The organism is Pseudomonas sp. 4CAES_32.4, from assembly GCF_058136335.1.
The window spans coordinates 4,916,706-4,935,263 of record NZ_CM176882.1; the positions used below are offsets into that span (position 1 = coordinate 4,916,706).

General features: G+C 60.9%; 11 protein-coding genes. 9 read left to right on the top strand and 2 right to left on the bottom strand.

Annotation, left to right across the window (positions count from 1 at the left end):
- Window positions 1-117: 117 nt before the first annotated feature.
- The 8 genes from AC3Y64_RS22075 (at window position 118) to AC3Y64_RS22110 (ending at window position 16,569) form a co-directional block, all read left to right on the top strand.
- Complete coding sequence (locus tag AC3Y64_RS22075; RefSeq protein WP_489985248.1) at window positions 118-4,632, top strand: SpvB/TcaC N-terminal domain-containing protein; 4,515 nt, start codon at window positions 118-120, stop codon at window positions 4,630-4,632.
- Window positions 4,629-7,463: an RHS repeat domain-containing protein gene (locus AC3Y64_RS22080; RefSeq protein WP_489985249.1), complete on the top strand. Its 2,835-nt coding sequence runs from the start codon at window positions 4,629-4,631 to the stop codon at window positions 7,461-7,463. The genes AC3Y64_RS22075 and AC3Y64_RS22080 overlap by 4 nt, the downstream gene beginning before the upstream one ends.
- Window positions 7,435-10,116 carry an RHS repeat-associated core domain-containing protein gene (locus AC3Y64_RS22085; RefSeq protein WP_489985250.1) on the top strand — a complete coding sequence of 894 codons (2,682 nt, stop codon included), beginning with the start codon at window positions 7,435-7,437 and terminating at the stop codon, window positions 10,114-10,116. The genes AC3Y64_RS22080 and AC3Y64_RS22085 overlap by 29 nt, the downstream gene beginning before the upstream one ends.
- A gap of 132 nt (window positions 10,117-10,248) precedes the next feature.
- The gene (locus AC3Y64_RS22090; protein WP_489988019.1) at window positions 10,249-12,009 is read left to right on the top strand and encodes an ATP-binding protein; all 1,761 of its coding nucleotides are present in this window, start codon (window positions 10,249-10,251) and stop codon (window positions 12,007-12,009) included.
- Complete coding sequence (locus tag AC3Y64_RS22095; protein ID WP_489985251.1) at window positions 12,009-13,340, top strand: sigma-54-dependent transcriptional regulator; 1,332 nt, start codon at window positions 12,009-12,011, stop codon at window positions 13,338-13,340. Before AC3Y64_RS22090 ends, AC3Y64_RS22095 begins: the two co-directional genes overlap by 1 nt.
- 320 nt (window positions 13,341-13,660) lie before the next feature.
- Window positions 13,661-14,980 carry an MFS transporter gene (locus AC3Y64_RS22100; protein ID WP_103306415.1) on the top strand — a complete coding sequence of 440 codons (1,320 nt, stop codon included), beginning with the start codon at window positions 13,661-13,663 and terminating at the stop codon, window positions 14,978-14,980.
- A gap of 408 nt (window positions 14,981-15,388) precedes the next feature.
- Window positions 15,389-15,664, top strand: a complete 276-nt coding sequence (locus AC3Y64_RS22105) for a hypothetical protein (RefSeq protein ID WP_489985252.1) — start codon at window positions 15,389-15,391, stop codon at window positions 15,662-15,664.
- 275 nt (window positions 15,665-15,939) lie between these two features.
- The gene (locus tag AC3Y64_RS22110) at window positions 15,940-16,569 is read left to right on the top strand and encodes a flavin reductase family protein (RefSeq protein ID WP_212543918.1); all 630 of its coding nucleotides are present in this window, start codon (window positions 15,940-15,942) and stop codon (window positions 16,567-16,569) included.
- A 4-nt stretch (window positions 16,570-16,573) separates the two neighbouring features.
- Here AC3Y64_RS22110 and AC3Y64_RS22115 read toward each other — a convergent pair whose 3' ends face one another.
- The gene (locus tag AC3Y64_RS22115) at window positions 16,574-16,816 is read right to left on the bottom strand and encodes a hypothetical protein (protein ID WP_489985253.1); all 243 of its coding nucleotides are present in this window, start codon (window positions 16,814-16,816) and stop codon (window positions 16,574-16,576) included.
- A 44-nt stretch (window positions 16,817-16,860) separates the two neighbouring features.
- Window positions 16,861-17,214, bottom strand: a complete 354-nt coding sequence (locus AC3Y64_RS22120) for a putative quinol monooxygenase (RefSeq protein ID WP_038366796.1) — start codon at window positions 17,212-17,214, stop codon at window positions 16,861-16,863.
- Between the two features lie 369 nt (window positions 17,215-17,583).
- Between AC3Y64_RS22120 and AC3Y64_RS22125 the strand changes: the two genes are divergently transcribed.
- Window positions 17,584-18,513, top strand: coding sequence for an AraC family transcriptional regulator (locus AC3Y64_RS22125; protein WP_489985254.1), 930 nt, complete (start codon window positions 17,584-17,586; stop codon window positions 18,511-18,513).
- Window positions 18,514-18,558: the final 45 nt, after the last annotated feature.

Sequence of the window (18,558 nt, forward strand, 5' to 3'; positions counted from 1 at the left end):
AAGCTGTTCGTCCGAACTATTCGATCTTGCTGCCCTGTCAGATCTGACAGGTTACGCCCCGCTCCAGTCTTGTTAGCGTCAATCCACGTTCGCCCTCCCCGTGCAATGGACGCAATCATGGCCGAGCAAGACCTGAGCATCGTTACTCCATCCATCGCCAAAAGCTCGACCATCGCCACCATCGGCAAAAGCTGGGGCGCGGTCGGCCCGACTGGCGCGGCGTCGTTTCAACTGCCGCTGCCGCTGTCCGCCGGACGAGGCTGGGACCCGCAACTGTCGCTCGGTTACAGCAACCAGGCCGGCAATGGCCCGTTCGGCATCGGCTGGAGCCTGGGCATCAGCCAGATCAGCCGTCGTACCCACAAAGGCGTGCCGCGTTACACGGATAACGACGAGATCGTCGGCCATGACGGCGAAGTTTGGCTGCCGGAACGCGATGACGACGGCGAACTCAAATCACGCCTCGAAAGTACTTACAACGGCATCGCCATCGGCCAGCATCGGGTGGTGCGTTATTGGCCACGGGTCGAAAGCGATTTCGCCCTGCGCGAACGCTGGCAGAGCACCGAGCCGGCATCGACGGCGTTCTGGCTGGTGCATGGCAGCGATGGCTCGTTGCACATTTACGGCAAAACCGCCGACTCACGCCGAGCCGATCCCGACGATGCGCAACGAACCGGCGCGTGGTTGCTGTGCGAGAGCCTGAACGCCCACGGTGAGCACATTTGTTTCGAGTACAAGGCCGACGACCAGGATCTCGACGACATACGCGATTACCGCGCCCAACGCTATCTGTGGCGAGTGCTCTACGGCAATGCCCAGGCGCAGGCCACGCCTTACGCCTTCGGTACGGAAAACCCGGCGGATCTGGAATGGCATTTCCACCTGCTGTTCGATTACGGCGAACGCAGCCGCTCGCTGACTGAAGTCCCGGTGTACGACGGCGACACCCTGCAACCCTGGCTGACGCGCGAGGATCCGTTCTCGACGTATGGCCAAGGCTTCGAGATCGGCACGCGACGGCTGTGTCAGCAAGTGCTGATGTTCCACCACTTTGCCGTCAAGCTGCGCGGCAAACCGGTGCTGGTGCGGCGTCTATTGCTGGAATATGCCAACAGCGCTCCCGCTAGCACTGCGCAATGGTCGTTCAGCCAGATCAGCGCTGCGCACTATCAGGCTTACGATGCCAGCGGCTTTGTCGAAAACAGTCCGCCCGTCGAGTTCGACTATGGCGCCTTCACGATCAACACGATCCCGACCCGACTGTTCGAAACGGAGCACATGCCGGGCATCGACGACGGCCGGTTCTATCAGTGCGTCGATCTGTATGGCGAAGGCGTGCCGGGGTTTCTCTGTCGTTATGCCCAGGCATGGTATTACCGCGAGCCATTGCGCGGCAGCAGCGGGGCGGATGCTATCGGCTATGGCCCATGGACCGCACTGAGCAGCATTCCCGTCGCCCGGCAAGATCCTTCCGTGCAACAACTGCTCACCGACCTGACCGGCGATGGACGTCTGGACTGGGTCACCGCGCAACCGGGCATGAGCGGTTTTCGCACGCTCAACGCCGACCACAGTTGGGCGCCGTACACTGCGTTCAAGCAGTTTCCCGTCGAATACTTCAATACCCTGACACAACTGGGCGACCTGTCGGGTGACGGCCTCGGTTCGCTGGCGCTGATCGGTCCGCGCTCGGTGCGCCTGTACGCCAACCGCCGCGAAGAGGGTTTTGCTCCGGCGCAAACCGTTGAGCACGCCGCCGAGGACGATCGTCTGCCGCTGTTCAGCAACAGTCAGAACGAGCTGGTGCTATTGGGCAATCTGCTCGGCGGTGACCTGCCTGAACTGACGCGCATTCGCCACAACGAAATCAAATGCTGGCCGAACCTGGGCCATGGCAAATTCGCTGCAGGCCGGGTCATCAGCGCCCTGCCCTTCACCTATTCCGAGTTCAACGCCGAACGGGTGCGCCTTGCCGACCTCGATGGCTCCGGCGCTCCGGCGCTGATCTACCTGAAGTCCGCCGGTTTCGAGATTTATCGCAACCTCGGCGGCAACGGTCTGGAGCAAACGCCCGTCCACGTTGCGTGGCCAGAAGGCGTGCGCTATGAACGCCTGTGTCAGGTCAGTTTCGCCGACCTGCAAGGCCTGGGCTGTGCCAGCCTGATCCTGACGGTGCCGCACGTGCAGCCGCAGCACTGGCGCTACGATTTCGTCGCTGCCAAGCCCTATCTGCTCACGGCAAGCAATAACAACATGGGCTGCAGCGCCACGGTCGAGTACCGCAGTTCGGCGCAGGAATGGCTGGATGAAAAGCAGCGCGCACTCGACCTCGAACGCCTGCCCGTCTGCCACTTGCCGTTCCCGGTGTCGGTGGTCAAACAGCAGTGCCAACGCGACGAAATCACCGGCAACGCCCTGCGCCAATCGTTCGTCTATGGCGAGGGGGTCTACGATGGCCGCGAGCGCGAGTTTCGCGGTTTCGGCTACATCCAGCAGCACGACAGCGAAAGCGCCAGTGGCGATGACGACGTCGGGTTTTCTGCACCGGCGCGGGTGTGCAGTTGGTTTCATACCGGGCAAGCGATGAACCGACGGCGCGACGGCTATTTCGATCGCGATGAGGCGGCGGTCGCTTTGGGCGAAACCCTGTTCAGCCGTTATCACCCCAGTGATGAATGCGACGAAACGCTCGTGCCAGCGGACGATACCAGCCGCTATGAAATCGCCCGGGCGCTGGTCGGGTCGATCGTACGCGTGGAAACCTGGGCAAGCGAAGATGACCCGGCCACCGCAACCCCTTACGCTGTGGAAGAACATCGCTACCGCGTGCGCGAAGTCCGCCCTCGCGGGTCCCACGACAGTGCCATCGTGCTGCTGCCCATGGCCCTGGAAAAGATCACCTGGCAGTACGAGCGCTTTGTCGACGACCCGTTGTGCAGCCATGAGATTGCCCTGTGCCAGGACGAATACGGCCAGCCCAAACACAGCCTGACCGTGCACTACGCCCGTCGTCTGACTGACAGTGCCGAACCGCCCTTCACCGACCCGGATGAGCAACAGTGGTGGCGTGACGCCCACGATGAGGCACAGCAACAGTTCTACCTGAATGAAAGCTGCGCGCGGTTCATCCACCTCGATCAGGATCCGCAGCACTGGCGGCTGGGGTTGCCCTGGCAGCAACGCGGCAATGCTCTGGTGTTGCCCAAAGGCTCGTTGCCCGCCGGCCTCAATCCGCAGCAGGTGTCGTTTGAACATCTGAGCCAGCATCAAGACTCCGCCGAATGGCAAGCCTTGCGGGTGCTGACCCGGCAATCCGTGCAGCGTTATCTCAACACCGCCGATCAAGCGCCGTTGCCGGACGGCGAGGCCCGCTTCGAAGCGTTGGTCGCTCCGCTGGAAGTGGCCATGATGGACAAGACCGCACTGCAGGCCTACGACATTCTGCCGCCGCCCTTCGATATCCGCGTAGCACTGGCCGAGATCGGTTACACGCCGATGCCGCCGCTGTTCGAGGCTGCGTCAGCCACCCCTCGCGCAGACGACCTGTGGTCATCGCGCTATAGCTTCGCTCAATACAAGAACGCCGAAGGCTTCTACAAAGTGTGCGCCTTCAACGAGACGCCGAGCCACGGCGTGACCACCGCCGAGTACGACGATTTTCATGTGGCGATCACTCGAGTGACGTTGCCGGACGGTTGCACAACCCAGGTCGAATACGACTATCACGCGCTGCAAGCGCTGCGCATCATCGATGCCAACGACAACATTCAGGAAGCGCTTTACGAGCCGTCCGGGCAACCGCTGGCGATCAGTTTCCACGGCACCGAAAACGCGGTGGCCGCCGGTTTCCATGCGCTGACCGACTACGTGCGGCCGGAAGATCATCGGCCCGACACCGCCATCGACGATCCGCACGGCGCGGTGCAAAAAGCCGCCAGCACCTTGCGCAAGGACTTGTTCAGCTGGATGGGCGAGCTGCCCGCGGGCGATCTCGACTCGCCGTTGTGCGCCGACTGGATCGCCGCCCGGCTGATCCTGCCCTGCGGTCATGTCCGCGCCAGCGCACGCCAACGCCTGTTGCAAAACACCGCGCTGGCGCCAGCAGAACAGTCCCTGCGTGAAATCATCGCCAGCCTGCCCCGCGAACCGGTGCACACCGTCGTGCTCAGCGCCGACCGCTACCCGGATGACCCGGTGCCGGCGCAAGTGCAGATCATCAAGGCGTGTGTCGACGGCTTTGGCCGCGCGCTGCAAACGCAGCAATTGGTCGATCCCGGCATGGCCTACGCGGTGGGGGATGACGGCGCGCTGCTGGTCGTAGACGGCAAGCTTCGCGAGGTGCAGGCCGAGCCGCGCTGGCGTATCAGCGAGCGCGTCGAATACAACAACAAAGGGCTGCCGGTGCGACAGTTCCGGCCGTTCTTCGCCGACCGCCATGGCTATGTCGATGACCAGTGCCTGCGCGAACTCGGGTATTACGATCAACTGTTCTACGACCCGCTCGGGCGCCCCATCAAACTGATCAATGCGAAAAAGGATTTCTCCCGCGAGACCTATCATCCCTGGTATCACATCAGCGAAGACTTCAACGACACCGCTGAACCGGCACCGGAGAAGGTGCGCCGATGAACGTCAACCTGCATCGCCGTACACCAGCGCTCTCGGTGATCGACGGACGCGGTTTGCCGGTACGTCAGGTCGCTTATCTGCGCAGCCTGGCCGATGCACCTGCCACCACGCTGACTTCGCGACAACAACACGATGCCGCCGGGCGGCTGATCGCGCAGTGGGATCCGCGCCTGACAGCGCCCAATGCAACAACGCTCTACACCCTTGCCGGTGCGCCGCTGAAAATCGACAGCGTCGACGCCGGGTGGCGTCTGAACCTGCCGGGGCTCGCCGGGCAGGCACTGCAACACTGGGATGCACGCGGCAACCATTGGCGCACGACCTACGATGATTATCTGCGCATCATCGCCATTGCAGAAAACGCCGTCGCCGACTACGAAGTCTTCACCTACGCCACCGCTGCGGCGGATGCCGGTCACAACCTGCGCGGCCAACTGATTACCTTGAGCGACGCTACGGGCCGCGTGGACTTTCATGGCTACGGCCTGCTCGGTGCGGCGCTGAAAGAAACCCGAACCTTTCTCGACACCCAGGCCTATACCAGCCAGCGTACCCACAGTCCGTTAGGTGCCCTGCTGGAGCAAACCGACGCCGGCGGACACCGCCAGCAATCAAGTTTCGACGTCGCCGGCCAGCTCACTCACCTGGCACTGCGCCTCAATGGCCAGCCGACGTGGCAAGCGATTCTGCAGGCAGCGTTGTACAACGCTGGCGGACAAATCATCGAACAACACGCGGGCAATGGCGTGATCAGCCGCTGGTCCTACGACGCGGCCAACAGCCTGCTGCATCGGCAAACCTCGCAGAAACCTGGGGAGCCGCTGCTGCAGGATTTCGAATACGCCTACGACCCGGTCGGCAACACCACGCGCATTCTCGACCACGCGTTTAGCCCCAGCCATTTTGCCAATCAACGCATCGATGGCCATCGCGAATTCAGCTATGACTCGTTGTACCGACTGGTCCAGGCCAGCGGTTACGACGACGCTCTCCCCTCGGACATTCCCGGTCTGCCGCAGCCGAACGACCCTGCTGACCGGCGCAATTACACCAGGACCTACGCCTACGATGCCGGAGGCAACCTCATCGAAACGGTGCACGTGCGCGACGGCGCCAGCCAGACCCTGCGCATGTTCATCGACCCGTCCAGCAACAAGGGTGTGCGCTGGAAGACCGGCGATCCACAACCTGACTTCGCGCAACTGTTCGACCGCAACGGCAATCTGCGGGCCTTGCAACCGGGCCAGGACGTGCAATGGAGCGCCACTGATGACGTGGAAACGGTCACCCTGGTCAAGCGCGACGGTGCTGTCGACGATGCCGAGCACTATTACTACAGCCAGGGCGCACGCGTGCATAAACGCCTGGAAACCGCGAGCGGGCACTTTCATGACGTGCGCTATCTGCCGGGGCTGGAAATCCGTCGCAAGGACAATGGCGAAGAGCTGCACGTCATCAGCCTGGCCGCCGGTTCAGGCAATGTCCGTTGCCTGCATTGGCTGACAGGAAAACCGACCGGCATCGATGCCGATCAGTTGCGCTACAGCCTGGAGGATCACTTGGGTTCCAGCCTGATGGAACTCGATCAACAGGCACGCATGATCAGCCACGAAGGCTTCTACCCGTTCGGCGCCACCGCATGGATGGCGGCACGCTCGACCATCGAAGCGGGCTACAAAACCGTGCGCTATTCGGGCAAGGAAATGGACGTCAGTGGTCTGTATTACTACGGCGCACGCTATTACGCGCCGTGGCTGCAACGCTGGATCAGCGCCGATCCGGGGGGAGATGTCGACGGGCTGAACCTGTATGGGTTCGTCGGCAACAACCCGATTCGTTATATAGACCCGTCGGGCGGATCGAGAGCCGAGGGAGTAATTCTGCTCTACTCGGCGTTTATTTCCGCACTCAATGAGCACGCCGAACGCACGCTGGTGCAGATTCATAATGTCATTCATCAGGAAAACATTACGCAGAATCTGATGATGAATCTGGCTGGCGAAACGGCGCTGGGCTTCCTCGGTTATGAGGGCGGCGCGCTTGGGGCGCAACAGGTTGGGCAGGTGCTGCCGAGCGCTCCGCACATGCTGCAATTCAGCGATTCCAATGCGTTGATTGGCGGCAATTTCGGCGGTGATCTGGCCGGCGCCATGGCGGCTCCGGTGAGCGGCAGTTCGGGGATGATGGGCTCGCTCATCCCACAGACATCGACGATGTCCATCGCCGCCATTGACAGCCAATTGGGTCTACCGACGGGCGCCGGCAAAGCCATCGCAAGCTGGAGCGATCTCAAGGATGAAGTGATCCATCCAGCACTCAACAGTGTGCTGAACCCTGAGTTCGTCATGAATCGCGTCATGAGTTCCTGGCTGGCGATCATCCCCGGCGCGCTCAATATGTTCCAAAGGGCAATCGAGGCCGAGGACATCAAGAACCGACTCGACCCGGTGAAGATCGAAAAAATCGACATGATGCTCGCTGAATGGAAAAGCGCTGTTGAAGACCGCTGGGCGAACGCCGAAAAGGCGTTCGCGGCCTTGGGGGCGGACGTGGTCAACCCGGCCGACTTCATGCCCAACGTCAATGGTATGACGCCGAAGGAAGCGATCGCGCCGGTTAATCGTTCTGCATTGGCAGAACAAACCCGCCGCACACTGGATCTCATCGGACGCATGCAACAGGGAATCAGCGTCTACAAGGAGATGGGCACGACCGATAATCAGCACGCGTTGAAGAAGGGCGAGACCAAGACAAACCGCTTTCCGCGCATCAGTGCCGCGGCTGCCTGGTGGGGTAAATCCGTTGAATCTCCCCGCCCACGCCGACCCTGAGTCGATCCATTGGCACACCCCTTCACTGCGGGTACGGGACGGTCGTGAGCTGACGGTGCGCCAGGTGGATTATCTGCGCAGTACAACAGGGGCAAATGCTCGCTCACGGGTGACACGCCAGCGCTACACGCCGGCGGGCCTGCTGATGGAGCAACGCGATCCCCGCTTCACAGACGCAGCAAAAGCCAATCTGACCCAGGTCTACACCTTGACCGGCGCGCCGTTGAAGATCGACAGCGTCGATGCCGGATGGCGTCTGACATTGCCGGGGCCGGCTGGCGAGTCACTGCAACTTTGGGATGGCCGGGGTCAGCACTGGCTCAGCACTTACGATGAGCAGCTTCGGGCTCTGACGGTTGGCGTGGACGGCGAGCCCCCGCTGGAAACCTACACCTACGCCGACGTTTCTGCCGACGCCGGGCATAATCTGTGCGGGCAGCTGACGGCGCTGCACGATCCTTCCGGCACCCTGGCTTATCACGGTTACGGTTTGCTCGGTGACGTGCAGAACCAGACCCGCACCTTCGATGACGCCCGCCCCCATCGCAGCCATCAGACCTTCGGCCCGCTGAACCAGTTGCTGATGCAAATTGATGCCGGTGATCATCGTCAGACCCTGCATTACGATCTCGCCGGGCAACTGAAACAGGTATGGCTGCTGCGCGCGAGCAGCGAACCGGCGCAGGCGGTTGTGCAGGATGCAACGTACAACGCCGCCGGTCAGTTGACCGAACGGCTCACCGGCAACAACGTCCGCAGCCGTTGGCTGTATGACCCGGCGAACGGACGGCTGGCATCGTTGCAGGCAGCGGTCGCCGGGCAGCCGCCCTTGCAGCATTTCGACTATGTCTACGATCCCGTCGGCAACGTGCTGCGCATCGAGGATCAGACCTTCCAGCCGGTGTACTTCGCCAACCAGTTCATCGACGGTCATCGCGATTTCGACTATGACTCGCTGTATCGACTGACCCGCGCCAGCGGCCACGATGCCCTGCCCACTGCCGACCTGCCGGGTCGGCCGCATCCCAGCGACCCGGCCAACCTGCGCAATTACACCCAGCATTACGACTACGACAGCGGCGGCAACCTGATCAAACTGGTGCATGGTCGCGAGGTCGGGGGCTACACCCGGCAGATGCTCGTTGATCCGGCGAGCAACCGAGCTCTGCGCTGGCAGACCGGCGATCCGGCGCCGGACTTCGCCATGTATTTCGATCCCCACGGCAATCAACGCCAACTCCAGCACGGGCCGCAGTTACTGTGGAACGTGCAGGATCAACTGCAACAAGTGACGCTGCTCAAACACGACAACGGTCTGCCCGATGACCGCGAGGTCTACCTTTACAGTCAGGGCGAACGCGTGAGCAAACGCCACGAAAGCCACACCGCCAGCACCACGCATTTTCTCCAGGTGCGATACCTGCCGGGCCTGGAAATCCGCACCCGCGACAATGGCGAAGAGCTGCACGTCATCACCCTGCCCGGCAACGTGCGCTGCCTGCACTGGCAGGCAAAACCACCCGCCGATATCGACAACAATCAACTGCGCTACAGCCTCGACGATCATTTGGGTTCGAGCCTGCTCGAACTGGATCAGCAAGCCCGAGTGATCAGCCGCGAAACGTACTATCCGTTCGGTGGCACGGCGCTGTGGCTGCCGAGCTCCCGTGTGGCGGTGGACTACAAAACAGTGCGTTATTCAGGCAAGGAAATGGATGTCAGCGGTTTGTATTACTACGGCTCGCGTTACTACGCGCCGTGGTTGCAGCGCTGGGTCAGTGCTGACCCGGCGGGAGATGTTGATGGCTTGAATCTGTATGCAATGGTGGGCAACAACCCCATGGTGTTTGTCGATCAAACAGGGGAGTTCAAGGGAATTCCTCAATTACTGATGGGACTTGTCGGCATCATCGGCAAGGCCAAGACGGCGGCAGATCAGTTGGCCAAGCTGGCCGATGAGTTCGACGGGCTGGTTGCTCCCGATGCTGACATCAATGAACTTCAAAACAGCGTGACTCTTTTCGGTTTCCTTAAATCAAGGCACGGGCTCAAGTCAGCTGTTTATGGCGCCGGTAAAGGCGCCTTGATAGGAGGGGCCATCGGCACCGCTGTTCCCGGTGTCGGCAATGGCATTGGTATGGCCGCAGGTGCTGTCGTCGGGGCAATTCTGTTTCCGTTGCTGCGCTACTACTTCTTCAAGAACGCTCTGAAAGCGGCGCAGGTGCTGCACACCAAAGAACTTCAGAAAGGTTTGGGCACCCTTGAGACGGTGACCAATGCCGTTGCTGAAGGCGCTCAGGACCTGCTCAACGGTGGCACCGAGCTGATAAAGAAAATCAGGGATTTCACTGACACACTCCATACCTACCCGGAGCGGCTTCAGGAAATGTTTTACGCACAGCTCAGTGAGCTGGCGGCAGACAAACAACGAGATGTCATGAAATTGCTCCGTGATGGTATCGACCCCTTCGAGGCGATCAGCCAGATACTGGCAACCGCACAAGAGATTACCGACACGCCCAGCGAAGCCGACGGTCTCACCGCGCGTCTGGCAGAACTGGCCGGCGCTAGCCTTGATGGCTCCCGCAGACCGATAGCCAAACCCAGGCAACATCTGCCAGGACGAACGCTAGTCAGAGAAACCTCCGTATAGGAGGCTGGCCCGGGGCAACGCACCGGGCTTTTTGCCGTGGGTCAAAAACCACGCATCCGCCGCGCGAACAGGGCGCAGGACGCCACCCTGCATGCTATCTTGCCCGCCCGTCCTGCCGACCATTCGCCCAGCATGCTGCCGACCTCCCGTACTTTGCGCCTGTCGTTGTACACCCTGCTGATTGTCGCCGGTGCGGCGCTTGCCGCCACGCTTGCTATTCGCCACGCCGAACGTCAGGCACTGGAAGAAGATGCCGCCCGCGCCAATCAGCAGCTGGCGCTGTACGCCAATTCCCTGCACACCCTGATTGATCGCTATCGCGCCCTGCCCGCCGTGCTTGCGCTGGATCCGCAATTGCGCACGGCACTCGCAGGTCCCGTGAGTGCCGAACAGCAGGCGGCGCTGAATCTGAAACTGGAAAAGATCAACGGCGCGGCGCAGTCCTCGACCCTTGAACTGCTCGACCAAACCGGCCTCGCCGTGGCCGCCAGCAACTGGCGTCTGCCGAGCAGTTATGTCGGCCACAACTACGGTTTCCGCCCCTACTTCAGCCAGACCCGTACCCAAGGCTCCGGGCGTTTTTACGCGGTCGGTGTGACCAGCGGCATTCCCGGTTATTTCCTCTCCAGCGCAGTGCTCGGCGATAACAACGAGTTCCTCGGGGCGATGGTGGTCAAGCTGGAATTCCCCGAACTGGAGCGGGAATGGAGCCAGGGCAGCGACACCTTGCTGGTCAGTGATGCGCGCGGGATCATCTTCATCGCCAACCAGCCCGGCTGGCGCTATCGCGCGTTGCGGCCACTGAGCGCCAGCGACATGGCCGAGATGAAAGCGACGCGTCAGTACGACAAACAATCGCTGGTGCCGCTGACGCATCTGGCCCTGCGCAGCTTTGACGACAACAGCGAACTGCGCCGGGTCGAAGGCCCGGAAGGCACGGCGGACTATTTGTGGGAATCGCTGCCGCTGACCGCCGAAGGCTGGACCCTGCATCTGCTACGGCATCCACAAGTGGCGTTCGAAGACCTGCGCAATGCCGGCCTCGCCGCTGCCGGTGTGTGGCTGGCGCTGGTGTTCCTGTTGCTGTTCCTCAACCAGCGCTGGCGTCTGGCGAAGATGCGCCAGCGCAGCCGTGAAGAACTGGAGCAACTGGTCGAAGAACGCACCCGCGACTTGCGCACGGCGCAGGACGGTCTGGTGCAGTCAGCCAAACTCGCCGCACTCGGCCAGATGTCCGCCGCCCTGGCCCATGAAATCAATCAACCGCTGACCGCTCAGCGCATGCAGCTGGCCACTCTGCGCCTGCTGCTCGACCATGGCCGTGTCGATGATGCGTACAAAGCGCTGAAACCGGTGGATGAAATGCTCACACGCATGGCCGCCCTCACCGGCCACCTCAAGACCTTCGCGCGCAAGAGCCCCAGCGGTCTGCGCGAACGGCTGGACCTGGCCACGGTGGTCGATCAGTCATTGCAGTTGCTTGATGCGCGACTGCGTGACGAACAGGTCAGTCTGGTGCTGCACCTGACGCGTCCGGCGTGGGTGCGCGGTGATGCGATCCGCCTCGAACAGGTGTTGATCAATCTGCTGCGCAACGCGCTCGATGCGATGCACGGCAAACCGTGCAAACGTCTGGAGATTCGTCTGGAGGCTGACGAGCAATTGTGGCGCCTGAGCGTGATCGACAATGGCGGCGGGATTGCCGAAGAGCATCTCGGCCAGGTATTCGACCCGTTCTTCACCACCAAACCGGTGGGTGACGGTCTGGGCCTGGGGCTGGCCGTCTCGTTTGCCATCGTGCATGAATCCGGCGGTCGTCTGAGCGCCGAAAATGGCGACAGCGGCGCGGTGTTCAGTCTGACCTTGCCGATCGATCTGGAGGCGCATATCTGATGCTCAATGCGGTGATGGTGGTTGATGACGAAAGCAGCATTCGCAGCGCCGTCGAACAGTGGCTGAGCCTGTCAGGTTTCGAGGTGCAGCTGTTCAGCCGCGCCGAAGACTGCCTCGCCACCCTGCCCGCGCACTTTGCCGGGGTGATCCTCAGCGACGTGCGCATGCCCGGTATCGGTGGCTTGGCGTTGTTGGCTGAAGTACAGAAGCGTGATGCCGACCTGCCGGTGATTCTGCTGACCGGCCACGGCGATGTGCCGATGGCGGTCGAAGCGATGCGCGATGGCGCGTATGACTTTCTGGAAAAGCCTTTCAGCCCGGAAACCTTGCTCGGCAGCCTGCGCCGGGCGCTGGACAAACGTCGACTGGTGCTGGAAAACCGTGCCCTGCATGAGCGGGCCGACAACCGCGCCAAGCTCGATGCGACGCTGCTTGGCGTGTCCCGTGGCTTGCAAACCCTGCGCCGGCAAGTGCTCGATCTGGCCGCGCTGCCGGTCAATGTGCTGATCCGCGGCGAGACTGGTAGCGGCAAGGAATTGGTCGCCCGTTGCCTGCACGATTTCGGCCCGCGTGCAGACAAACCGTTTGTGGCGCTCAATTGCGCGGCGATCCCGGAGCAACTGTTCGAAGCCGAGCTGTTCGGCCATGAAAGCGGCGCGTTCACCGGCGCCTCGGGCAAGCGCATCGGCAAGCTTGAATACGCCGATGGCGGCACGCTGTTCCTCGACGAAATCGAAAGCATGCCGTTGGCTCAGCAAGTGAAATTGCTGCGCGTGCTGCAGGAACAGAAACTTGAACGGTTGGGCTCGAACCAGAGTATTCGCGTCGACTTGCGGATTGTCGCGGCGACCAAACCCGATCTACTGGACGAAGCCCGAGCCGGACGTTTTCGCGAAGACCTCGCGTATCGCCTGAACGTCGCCGAGCTGCGATTGCCACCGCTGCGCGATCGTCGTGAAGACATTCCGCTGCTGTTCGAAACCTTCGCCCAGAGTGCCGCGCAACGCCTCGGCCGGACCTTTCCACCGTTAACGGGTGCACAGCTGAGTCATCTGCTCAGCCATGACTGGCCGGGCAACGTGCGCGAACTGGCGAACGTGGCCGAGCGGCAAGTGCTGGGGCTGGATGAGCCGGCACCGGGGATTGATCCGGGGCAGTCGCTGGCGGCGCAGCAGGAAGCGTTCGAAGCGCAGTGTTTGCGCGCGGCGCTGACGCGGCACAAAGGCGATGTAAAAGCCGTGCTCGAAGAACTGCAACTGCCGCGCCGCACGTTCAATGAAAAGATGCAGCGGCATGGGTTGAGTCGGGAGATGTTTGTTTCAGGCAGCTGATTTTTGCAGTGTTTGATCGGGCCTCATCGCGGGCAAGCCCGCTCCCACAGTGGTCAGTGGTGTCCACAAGTTCTGTGCTCAGCACAAACCCTGTGGGAGCGGGCTTGCCCGCGATGAGGCCGGTCCAGGCACAAATGATCCACCGGCCAAAATGAGCAACTTTCCGCTCATCACAACTCAACCCTAAGCGGATTTCCGCTCACTCCACACTGCTCGCCCCTCTAAACCGGCCCTCTCCCCGTTGGCACAGCTCCTGCTATAGCCCCCGCAGGCTGCGTTTCAACGCGCTCCACAAAAACAATTAAACGAAGGATCCTTCAATGGATAACTCCAACGCCCTGCCTCTTGGGTCGGCTGCCGTGCCCGCCAAAGAAAGAACCACCGCCAGCCGGATCAAGTCGATCTTCAGCGGTTCCGTCGGCAACATGGTCGAGTGGTACGACTGGTATGTGTATGCCGCCTTCTCGCTGTACTTCGCCAAGACCTTCTTCCCCGCCGGCTCCTCCACCGCACAATTGATGAACACCGCTGCGATCTTCGCCGTCGGCTTCCTGATGCGCCCGATCGGTGGCTGGCTGATGGGCTTGTACGCCGACAAGGTCGGACGCAAGAAAGCCCTGATGGCCTCGGTTTACCTGATGTGCTTCGGCTCGTTGCTGATCGCCCTCAGCCCGAACTACGAAACCATCGGCATCGGCGCACCGATCCTGCTGGTGTTTGCGCGACTGCTGCAAGGCCTGTCGGTCGGTGGCGAGTACGGCACCTCGGCGACCTATCTCTCGGAGATGGCGACCAAGGAACGTCGCGGCTTCTTCTCCAGCTTCCAGTACGTGACGCTGATCTCCGGTCAGCTCATCGCCCTGGGCGTGCTGATCGTCCTGCAAAACGTGCTGACCACTGAACAGCTGTACGCGTGGGGCTGGCGTATTCCGTTCGCCATCGGCGCGCTGTGTGCAGTGGTTGCGCTGTACCTGCGTCGCGGCATGGAAGAAACCGAGTCGTTCACCAAGAAAGAGAAGTCCAAGGAAAGCGCCATGCGCACCTTGATGCGCCACCCGAAAGAGCTGTTGACCGTGGTCGGCCTGACCATGGGCGGCACCTTGGCGTTCTACACCTACACCACCTACATGCAGAAGTATCTGGTGAACACCGTCGGCATGAGCATCTCCGACTCGACCACCATTTCCGCCGCCACGCTGTTCCTGTTCATGTGCCTGCAGCCGATCATCGGCGGCCTCTCGGACAAGATCGGTCGTCGTCCGATCCTGATCGCCTTCGGTGTACTGGGGACGATCTTCACCGTGCCGATCCTGATGACCCTGCACACCATTCAAACCTGGTGGGGTGCGTTCTTCCTGATCATGGCGGCACTGATCATCGTCAGCGGCTACACCTCGATCAACGCCGTGGTGAAAGCTGAATTGTTCCCGACAGAAATTCGCGCACTGGGCGTCGGCCTGCCGTACGCACTGACCGTGTCGATCTTCGGCGGCACTGCCGAATACATCGCGCTGTGGTTCAAGAGCATCGGCATGGAAACCGGTTACTACTGGTATGTGACCGCGTGCATCGCGGTGTCGCTGCTGGTGTACGTGACCATGAAGGACACCCAGAAGCATTCGCGCATTGTGACTGACTGATCGGGTTTCACAGCCACTGCAACGGTGGCTGTGAAGGCCTCATCGCTGGCAAGCCAGCTCCCACAGTGCTCGATGGTGTTCACAAATTCTGTATTCACCACCTGACCCTGTGGGAGCTGGCTTGCCAGCGATTGGGGTCAACGCGTTATCCAGACCTGCATGAAAAATATGTCACCCCCCGCCAATACGCGATTAATCGCTAATTAATGCTGCCCCCTCATTCTGCAATCACCTGATCGATGACCTGCGCGACGCTCGTTCCGACGACAAAAGCGAATTTAATGCGCCGCCCTTAATATCGATTTAATCGATTGTTTTTAGCATTAATTTGCGCTTTTTAATCAATTTAGTTGGCGTAGCATAAAACCCATGCAAGACACACCCGCCAACGAATCTGGAGTAACCGATATGAAAACCAAACTGATCCTCGCCCTGACTCTTTCCGTACTGGCTGCCAACACCTTCGCCGCCGACGGTTCAGACAGAACCAAATCCGCCGACTTCATCAACGGCGCCAGCGCTGCCATCGAAAGCAGCCACACCGGCACTTACGCGGCTGACGGTTTTGATAAAACCAATATTGGCAAAGCGGTGGCTGCGGATGGTTTCGACAAGACCAACCTGGGCAAAACCGTCGCTGCTGACGGTTTCGATAAAACCGGCACTGCTGCTGCCATCAGCTAACACAGCGCAGTTCCTCCACAGCCCGGCCCTGGCCGGGCTTAGTCATTTCTGGGGAATAGGAATTTTCTCAATCCCACACAAAACCTTGTGGGAGCGGGCTTGCCAGCGATGAAATTTTGTCATTCAAAGTCATTGTCGACTGACAGGCCGCCATCGCTGGCAAGCCAGCTCCCACAGGTTTTCCATTGGATGGAATATCAGTGACTGACTGGAAATTGTTTGACCGCCCTTGCACTATTGACCACCTGACTCAGCCCTCCCCAGGACCACCCACCATGCCCGATGACATCCACTTCTACGAACCCGCCAACGGCCACGGCCTGCCCCACGATCCGTTCAACGCCATCGTCGGCCCGCGTCCCATCGGCTGGATTTCCTCGCAGGATGCCAACGGCCAGCTCAACCTCGCTCCGTACAGCTTCTTCAATGCGTTCAACTACATTCCGCCGATCATCGGGTTCTCCAGCGTCGGGCGCAAAGACAGCCTGAACAACATCGAACAGACCGGCGAATTCGTCTGGAACCTCGCTACCCGCCCGCTGGCCGAGCAGATGAACCAGAGCTGCGCAATGGTCGCGCCTGAGGTCAACGAGTTTGAATTGGCAGGGTTGACGACGGTCGCGTCGAAGGTGATTTCGGTGCCACGGGTCGCCGAAAGCCCGGTGTCCTTCGAATGCAAGGTCACGCAGATCATTCAGTTGCAGCGCGCCGATGGCGAAACTGTGCCGAGCTGGCTGATCCTCGGCGAGGTGGTCGCCGTGCACATCGCCAAGTGGCTGTTGAAGGACGGCATCTACGACACCGCCGCGGCAGAACCGATCCTGCGCGGCGGCGGGCCAGCGGATTACTTCCAGCTGGGGCCTGAGGCCCTGTTCAAGATGTGGCGTCCGGGCGCCAACAAGTAACGCGTTACCAGATCAACTCGGCGTCGTCAGTGACGCCCTTGAGGTTATCCAGCTCGTTAATGGCGGCCTCGTCGGCGGCGATGGCGCCGGGGAAAACCTGATCATTCAGCAGTTTGTGAAAGCGTGGTGCGCCGCCATCGATCAGGGCCTTGACCGCGATTGCCGCGTGATAGCCCTTGTTGCCGCCCAACTCGACGGGGACGACTGCGGAAACTGCTTCGAAGTGTTCGAATTCTTTACGTGCCATGTCACACATCCCGGCTCAGACAAATTAAGCCGGACATTAAACCCTCAACCGACGAGTTTGTGTACCGGCGCCGGGCATTGACCGAGGGCTTGCGCGGCCGAAACATCCTTGAAGGTGTGGAAGTCGAGACTGTTGACCACCAGCTCCTGCACCAGCTCAGCGAAGATTTCCATCGACGGACTGTTGAAATAATTGGTCATCATTTGCTGACTGCTCCAGAACCCGGAGACCAGCCACAACTCGGGATCACACTGCGAATGCTGCAAGGCAAAGCTCAGGCAACCGGGGGCGGCGCGGGACGGATCGATCAACGCGCTCAGGCGTACACCGAGTTCCGCCGAGCGCCCGGCGCGCGCTCGAACGAAGGCCATATGACTGACGGGAATCTGCTTGGACATGTTCAACCCTCCCAGGGAGTCGCGTGGCAGCCGGGGGACGGGCTGCGACAGGATCAAAGGTTAAGGGCCACGCGCTACGCGCCGTTAGTCGATTCCTGCCGCCGCGTTGCACAATCCTGCGAGACTTGCCTGAACCGTTGTCGATGCCGCTTGCCTGTAGGAGCTGCCGCAGGCTGGGATCTTTTGACCTTAAAGACAAAAATCAAAAGATCGCAGCCTGCGGCAGCTCCTACACTCAGGCATCGCGTCGTTGTTCATGATTATCACGGTGCAGAATCAGGCAAGCATCTCGCAGGATGTGTCTACCGCTGGCGCTTGCACAAACATATGCTCTGCTCCATTCCACCTCCCCTGCCGAGGATGCCGTGCATGACGTCATTCGATCGTTTTCAAGCCGAACCCACCGCTGACATGGAAAAGCAGCGCGCGGAACTGGCGGCGATCATCCGCCGCAATACCACCGACGATGGCAGCTACGAGACCGCCATCGGTTCGCTGTACATGTCACGCCACACAAAATCCCACGACTTCGCCCCGGTGCTCGCGCAACCGGCGCTGTGCATCATGGCGCAGGGTCGCAAAGAGGTGCGGCTGGCCGACGAGTTCTTCAACTACGACCCGCTGAATTATCTGGTGGTGTCGGTTTCGATGCCGCTGAGCGGGCGCGTGGTCAATGTCTCGCCCGAGGATCCGATCCTCGCCGTGCGCCTGGACATCGACCCGGCGGAAATCACCGCACTGATCGCCGACGCCGGTCCCATGGGCGTACCGACCCGCCCCACCGGACGCGGTTTGTATGTCGAGCAGATCGACAGCTCGATGCTCGACGCTGTGCTGCGCCTGGCGCGTTTGCTTGATGCACCGAAAGACATCGCCATGCTCGCACCGCTGATTCGCCGGGAGATTCTCTATCGTCTGCTGCGCAGTCCGCAGGGCCATCGTTTGTATGAGATCGCGATTGCCAACAGCCAGAGCCACCGCATCAGCCAGGCGATCAAATGGCTCAATGGCAACTTCGAGCAGCCGCTGCGCATTGATGATCTGGCCAAGGAAGTAAACCTGAGCGTGTCGACCTTGCATCACCGCTTCAAGGCGATGACCGCGATGAGTCCGCTGCAGTATCAGAAGCAGTTGCGTCTGCAAGAGGCGCGGCGGTTGATGCTGGCCGAAGGGTTGGAGGCGTCGGCGGCTGGGTATCGGGTGGGGTATGAAAGTCCGTCGCAATTCAGCCGTGAGTACAGCCGATTGTTTGGTGCGCCGCCGTTAAGGGATTTGGCGCGGTTGCGGTTATCTGTCTGATCCGGAAGCTACGGTGTGGCGGCTGGCCTCATCGCGGGCAAGCCC